4 protein-coding genes and 1 CRISPR repeat array are annotated in these 4,820 nt (G+C 73.4%); all 4 genes read right to left on the bottom strand.

The annotated features are described in order from the left end of the window. Nucleotides 1-36: 36 nt before the first annotated feature. A CRISPR array of direct repeats spans nucleotides 37-1,597; the repeat unit is 28 nt; unit sequence GGGTCACCTCCGCTCGCGCGGAGAGCAG. Between the two features lie 400 nt (nucleotides 1,598-1,997). Beyond that, on the bottom strand, nucleotides 1,998-2,303 hold the full coding sequence (locus FOE67_RS16715; RefSeq protein ID WP_182665091.1) for a hypothetical protein: 306 nt from the start codon (nucleotides 2,301-2,303) through the stop codon (nucleotides 1,998-2,000). Then, complete coding sequence (locus FOE67_RS16710) at nucleotides 2,300-2,473, bottom strand: hypothetical protein (protein WP_182665089.1); 174 nt, start codon at nucleotides 2,471-2,473, stop codon at nucleotides 2,300-2,302. The genes FOE67_RS16715 and FOE67_RS16710 overlap by 4 nt, the downstream gene beginning before the upstream one ends. Nucleotides 2,474-2,556: 83 nt before the next feature. Continuing rightward, nucleotides 2,557-3,237, bottom strand: coding sequence for an HAD family hydrolase (locus FOE67_RS16705; protein WP_182665087.1), 681 nt, complete (start codon nucleotides 3,235-3,237; stop codon nucleotides 2,557-2,559). After that, nucleotides 3,237-4,820, bottom strand: a 1,584-nt coding sequence (locus tag FOE67_RS16700) for a phosphoribosyltransferase domain-containing protein (RefSeq protein WP_228473961.1), incomplete at its 5' end; no start/stop codon positions are given. The genes FOE67_RS16705 and FOE67_RS16700, both read right to left, overlap by 1 nt.

The raw sequence follows: 4,820 nt of genomic DNA, 5'->3' as shown, positions 1-4,820 counted from the left end.
CAGGGCCCGGGCATCCTGGGCGCCGTCGCCGGCGTCGGGTCACCTCCGCTCGCGCGGAGAGCAGGGCCGCGGCGTCCCGTCGAGCGGCGGTGTCTGACGGGTCACCTCCGCTCGCGCGGAGAGCAGGGCCCGGGCATCCTGGGCGCCGTCGCCGGCGTCGGGTCACCTCCGCTCGCGCGGAGAGCAGGGCCGCGGCGTCCCGTCGAGCGGCGGTGTCTGACGGGTCACCTCCGCTCGCGCGGAGAGCAGGACTCCCTCGCGGCGGTCACCCCGGAGATATCGCCACCCGGGTCACCTCCGCTCGCGCGGAGAGCAGGTCATTGTTCCTCCCCTCTCGGTTATCGCGCGGGGGTCACCTCCGCTCGCGCGGAGAGCAGTCAGCGGCTCCCCAGGTGTGCTCGACGACGATCGGGTCACCTCCGCTCGCGCGGAGAGCAGGTCCACGTGAGACGGCGGATCGTCCGGTCTGGGGGGTCACCTCCGCTCGCGCGGAGAGCAGGGCCGGATCCGGTCCGGGTCGTCCATCGGGCTCGGGTCACCTCCGCTCGCGCGGAGAGCAGGTGCTCGCGGTGCGGCTACGACACCCCAGGCGCGGGTCACCTCCGCTCGCGCGGAGAGCAGTCGGTCTCCGAGAGGCCGTGGAATCCGGCATCAGGGTCACCTCCGCTCGCGCGGAGAGCAGAGCTGTGGATAAACCGCAGCGTGAAAGCGGTACGGGTCACCTCCGCTCGCGCGGAGAGCAGGTGAGCCCGATCGTGCGCATGCTGGCATCCGTCGGGTCACCTCCGCTCGCGCGGAGAGCAGTCCTCGGCCGACGGCGAGGGGATCACGTACAGCGGGTCACCTCCGCTCGCGCGGAGAGCAGGCGAGACGCACATCCGCCCCGGCCGGATGGTGCGGGTCACCTCCGCTCGCGCGGAGAGCAGGTTCTGGCGTCCCCTCCACGGGGGCGATCCCACGGGTCACCTCCGCTCGCGCGGAGAGCAGGCCTACCTGGACTCCGGGCGGGACGAGAACGGCGGGTCACCTCCGCTCGCGCGGAGAGCAGCTCTGCTGAGCCTTCATGCGCATGGCCATGCGCGGGTCACCTCCGCTCGCGCGGAGAGCAGGGCCCTGCCGCCCCACCCGAGCAGCCCTTCGGAGGGTCACCTCCGCTCGCGCGGAGAGCAGGCCCACCCGGTGAGTCGCGCCACCGCGCGCAGAGGGTCACCTCCGCTCGCGCGGAGAGCAGCCCGCCCGGCTGCGCGGCCGCTCCGGCGAGGTCGGGTCACCTCCGCTCGCGCGGAGAGCAGCTCGGGATCCTGCGGCCCCTCTGATCTGACCGCGGGTCACCTCCGCTCGCGCGGAGAGCAGTGCTGCGCGGTGTGCCACACCTGCGGGTACAGCGGGTCACCTCCGCTCGCGCGGAGAGCAGGGTCGCATCGGATGGGGATCGTCGGGCCGCCCCGGGTCACCTCCGCTCGCGCGGAGAGCAGGACCCCCGATCACCCCGTCCAGCGCCGTGGACTGGGTCACCTCCGCTCGCGCGGAGAGCAGGCGGGCGACGTACTCGCGGGTGAAGCCGGAGGCGGGTCACCTCCGCTCGCGCGGAGAGCAGACTTCCTGACCTGCAACGTTATGGAGGGTTTACAATTTCTTTACCCACCATGGCGCCACCCAGAGCACCGATGCAATAGCAGAAAGTTCCCTCACTCACGGAGGCAGCTTATCCCTCGGCCGCACGTTCGAACCCGACCGAGAGGCCCTCGGTTCAGTAGCCGGATGAACTCTATCGACGCCGCTTCATGGTGGACATCGAATCGGCGAGTGCAGAAGTCTGGGGTGCGCGGAGCTGGATACGAAAAAGAGCCGGAGCCCCAGGGCGGTCCTGGAAGTTGCCATGCCCAGCTCTACCCAGAGTGTCAGAATCGCGAATCCTGTAGGTATTTACCGGGTCAATTTCATAGAGCTCGAAGTGGGCCTGCCGTGCTGCATGTCGGACAGAGTGACCGTGCCCCTCAGGGTGGAGCGGGCCGCGGGCCACGTCGCTGATTCCCAGAGGGAAGCGCGGCAGAGGGAAGAACTCCGGGTGGTAGAGGGCCTATCAGGTGCATGTCCGGACGGGTGAGCCGGTAGGCAGCGGTCTCGGTCAGTTCGGCGTACGACAGCCAGGACTCCGGCGTCTCCAGCCTCACGTGCCCCGTGGTCCAGTTCGGCCAATGGCCGGAGGTGTGCTCGGCCCCGGACAGGTCGGCGGCGACCCACCCGCCCTTCGGCCGTTCCAGAAACAACAGGAGCCGATCCAGGGTGTTGGTGACCCTCACCCGCCCCACCTCACCGTGCAGGTGGGCCTCCAGGCGGGTCCGGAGGTTGTTGGGCGAATGAGCAGGGGCGCGAGGGCGGTTCCGTCCGGGCCGGTCAGCGGGCGGCTGGGGTGCGTGGTGGCGACGGCGGGGGCCAGGCGGTCGAGCGCCGCAGTGGTGGTGGCGGCCATGCGGAAGGTCCTTCCGGGCAGGGCTTACCAGCCCCTGGGGTGAGGAGGTCCCCGGGGGTGGGCGGGCGGTATTGGGTATGCGGTCAGGTGGCGCGGGACGGCGCCGGCGCGGGGGCGACTCCCCGGGCTCCGGTGTGGGCTCGGCACCAGGCGGCCAGATCTGCAGGGGTAGCCAGAATCCGGTCCGGCCCGGCGGCGGCGAGGTCCTCGCGGCTCGCGTAGCCGTACGCGACGGCGATCGCGCTCAGACCGGCGGCGTGGGCGTGGCGGACATCGCTGCCGGTGTCGCCGACGTAGGCGCCCGCCCCGTACCGGGTGCGCAGGTCGCGGAGCCTGTCGGTTTTGCTGCCCGGCTCGTCGCGGGAGAGCAGGATGCGGGGCATCGCCTTCTCGGTGAGGTCACGGGCGAGCAGGGTGCGGACGGTGGTGTGGTGGCTTCCGGTGACCACCGCGTATCCCGGCCCGGCGGCCAGGCCGGCCAGCGGACCGATCAGTTCCGGGAGGAGGCCGTGCGGCTCGTCGGCGGCGGCCCGGGCCGTCAGCTCGGCGTGCCGTTTACAGAACCGCTCGGCGACCTCGAAGTCGACCCACCGGGTCAGCGAGGCCGAAAGCACGCCCCGGTAGACGAGCGGCAGGTCGCCGGGCCCGGCCAGGTCGGGCAGCGCCCCCAGTTCCATCTCCGTTCGGGCCTGCCGGTAGCAGCGCCAGGCCCGTTCGCGCGAGTCGTGCAGGACACCGTCGAAGTCGAACACCAGCATCGCCATCAGCCGGCCTTGCCCAGAGACACGAGGGGCACGCCGCACCAGCCGAGGAGGTCGGGGCGGGGCAGCGCCCCGGCGAGCTCCTCCAGCGCGGGACGGACCCGGGACCAGGCCGAGGGGCCGTCCACCGGGGCGAGCAGCAGCACCTGCCGCTCGCGCACGGGGTGGAACCGGCCCTCGGCCCACCGTGCGACGGCTTTCAGCGTCATCTCCCTCTCCTCGTCCTCCGGGCCCGGCCCGGTCTCGGGAGCCGGGGTGCCGCCGAAGGGCAACCGGGGCTGCACCAGCGCTCCGGGCGGCTGCGCCCACCGGTGCACAACCCTCGGTGCAGCCGCCTCCCGGCCGGCCCCCGTGTCGTTCAGGGCGTGCTGGAGGAGCCCGGCCGCTTCGGACATGCCGCGCTGGAGTCGGTACGCCTCCACGGCGGTCTCGGCCGCGCGCTGGGGGTTGTAGGTGCGCGGGAGCTGCTCGCCGCGGGCCGTCCCGTGGCAGAGCAGGGCCGCAGCGAGCGCCGCGTGCCAGGACCGGCCGCCCGGCAGGCGCCGGGCGAGGGCCCGGGCGACGGTTTCCAGGCCGCTGCCGAAGGTGACGGTGAGCGCCGCGAGGTCGAGCAGCGGGGTGAGCAGCTCGTTGTCGCGGCGGTAGGCGTGGGCGAGGTGGCCGATCTTGCGCAGGCGTCCGGCGCCGTCGAGGAACCACTTCTCCGCCTCGCATCGGTTGTCCGGCAGCGCGGAGGGCAGCGCGGACAGCAGATGGCGCAGCCGCACAGCAGTCCCGGGATTGTCCTCGCCGAGTACGGCCCGGGCCACCGTGCCGAGGACCGCGGGCATCGGCGTGCCGCGCCCGCCCGGCTCCACCGGCAGCTGTCGGGCGCGGGCGAGGACGTAGTCCACCGCCTCCTCCAGCCGGTGCGGCGACGGCTTCGGCCCGAGCGGAGCGGCGGGGGTGAGGTCCTCGCTGATCACGAGGGCGGGTGCCACGGCGAGCGTGGCCGGGGGAACGGGACTGCGCACGCCGGTGGCCGCGGCGCGGGCCGCGTCACCGAAGATTCCCGGCGGCACCCAGCCCGCCACCGCGTGCCGGGTGCCCTCCGGCGTGCGCAGCCGCACGGCGGCCTTGGCCGGGGAGCGGCGCCGCACGCCCGGCCACGGGGCCAGCGCGGAGTTCTCCCGCCCCGACACGAGACCGTCCACCGTCGGCGGCCGGGGAACGCCCTGCCAGTCGGCCTCGGCCGCCAGGTAGGCGGACAGGACGCCCGGCTCCAGTCGGCGGGTGGACTGCCACTGCTCACGCGGCAGGATGGTGACCGCGACCCCGGCCTCCCGCAGTCCCTGGACATCACCGGCAGCGAACACCGGCACCAGTACTTCGGCCCCGGCCGGGCCGGGCACCTCCCGGGCGAGCGAGCGCAGCGTCCGGCCGGTCAGCGGCGGGTCGTCCACCAGCAACACCCGCCGGTCCCCTACCTCCGGCCGCTCGCCGGGCCGCACGCTCGTCAACCGCACATCCACGCCCGCAACCTCCAACTGGGTGGCGACCAGCGGCGCCAGATACGCCCCGCCGGTGCGCACCCCCGCCACAAGGAC

Source organism: Streptomyces calidiresistens, assembly GCF_014141525.1.
In the GTDB taxonomy this organism is placed as follows: Bacteria; Actinomycetota; Actinomycetes; order Streptomycetales; family Streptomycetaceae; genus Streptomyces; species Streptomyces calidiresistens.
This window is presented reverse-complemented; position numbering and strand designations above follow the sequence as displayed.

What these genes read in the sequence shown, in the direction of transcription:
- FOE67_RS16710 (WP_182665089.1), bottom strand. Translation starts at nt 2,473, where the DNA reads ATGGCCGCCACCACCACTGCGGCGCTCGACCGCCTGGCCCCCGCCGTC.
- FOE67_RS16705 (WP_182665087.1), bottom strand. Translation starts at nt 3,237, where the DNA reads ATGGCGATGCTGGTGTTCGACTTCGACGGTGTCCTGCACGACTCGCGC.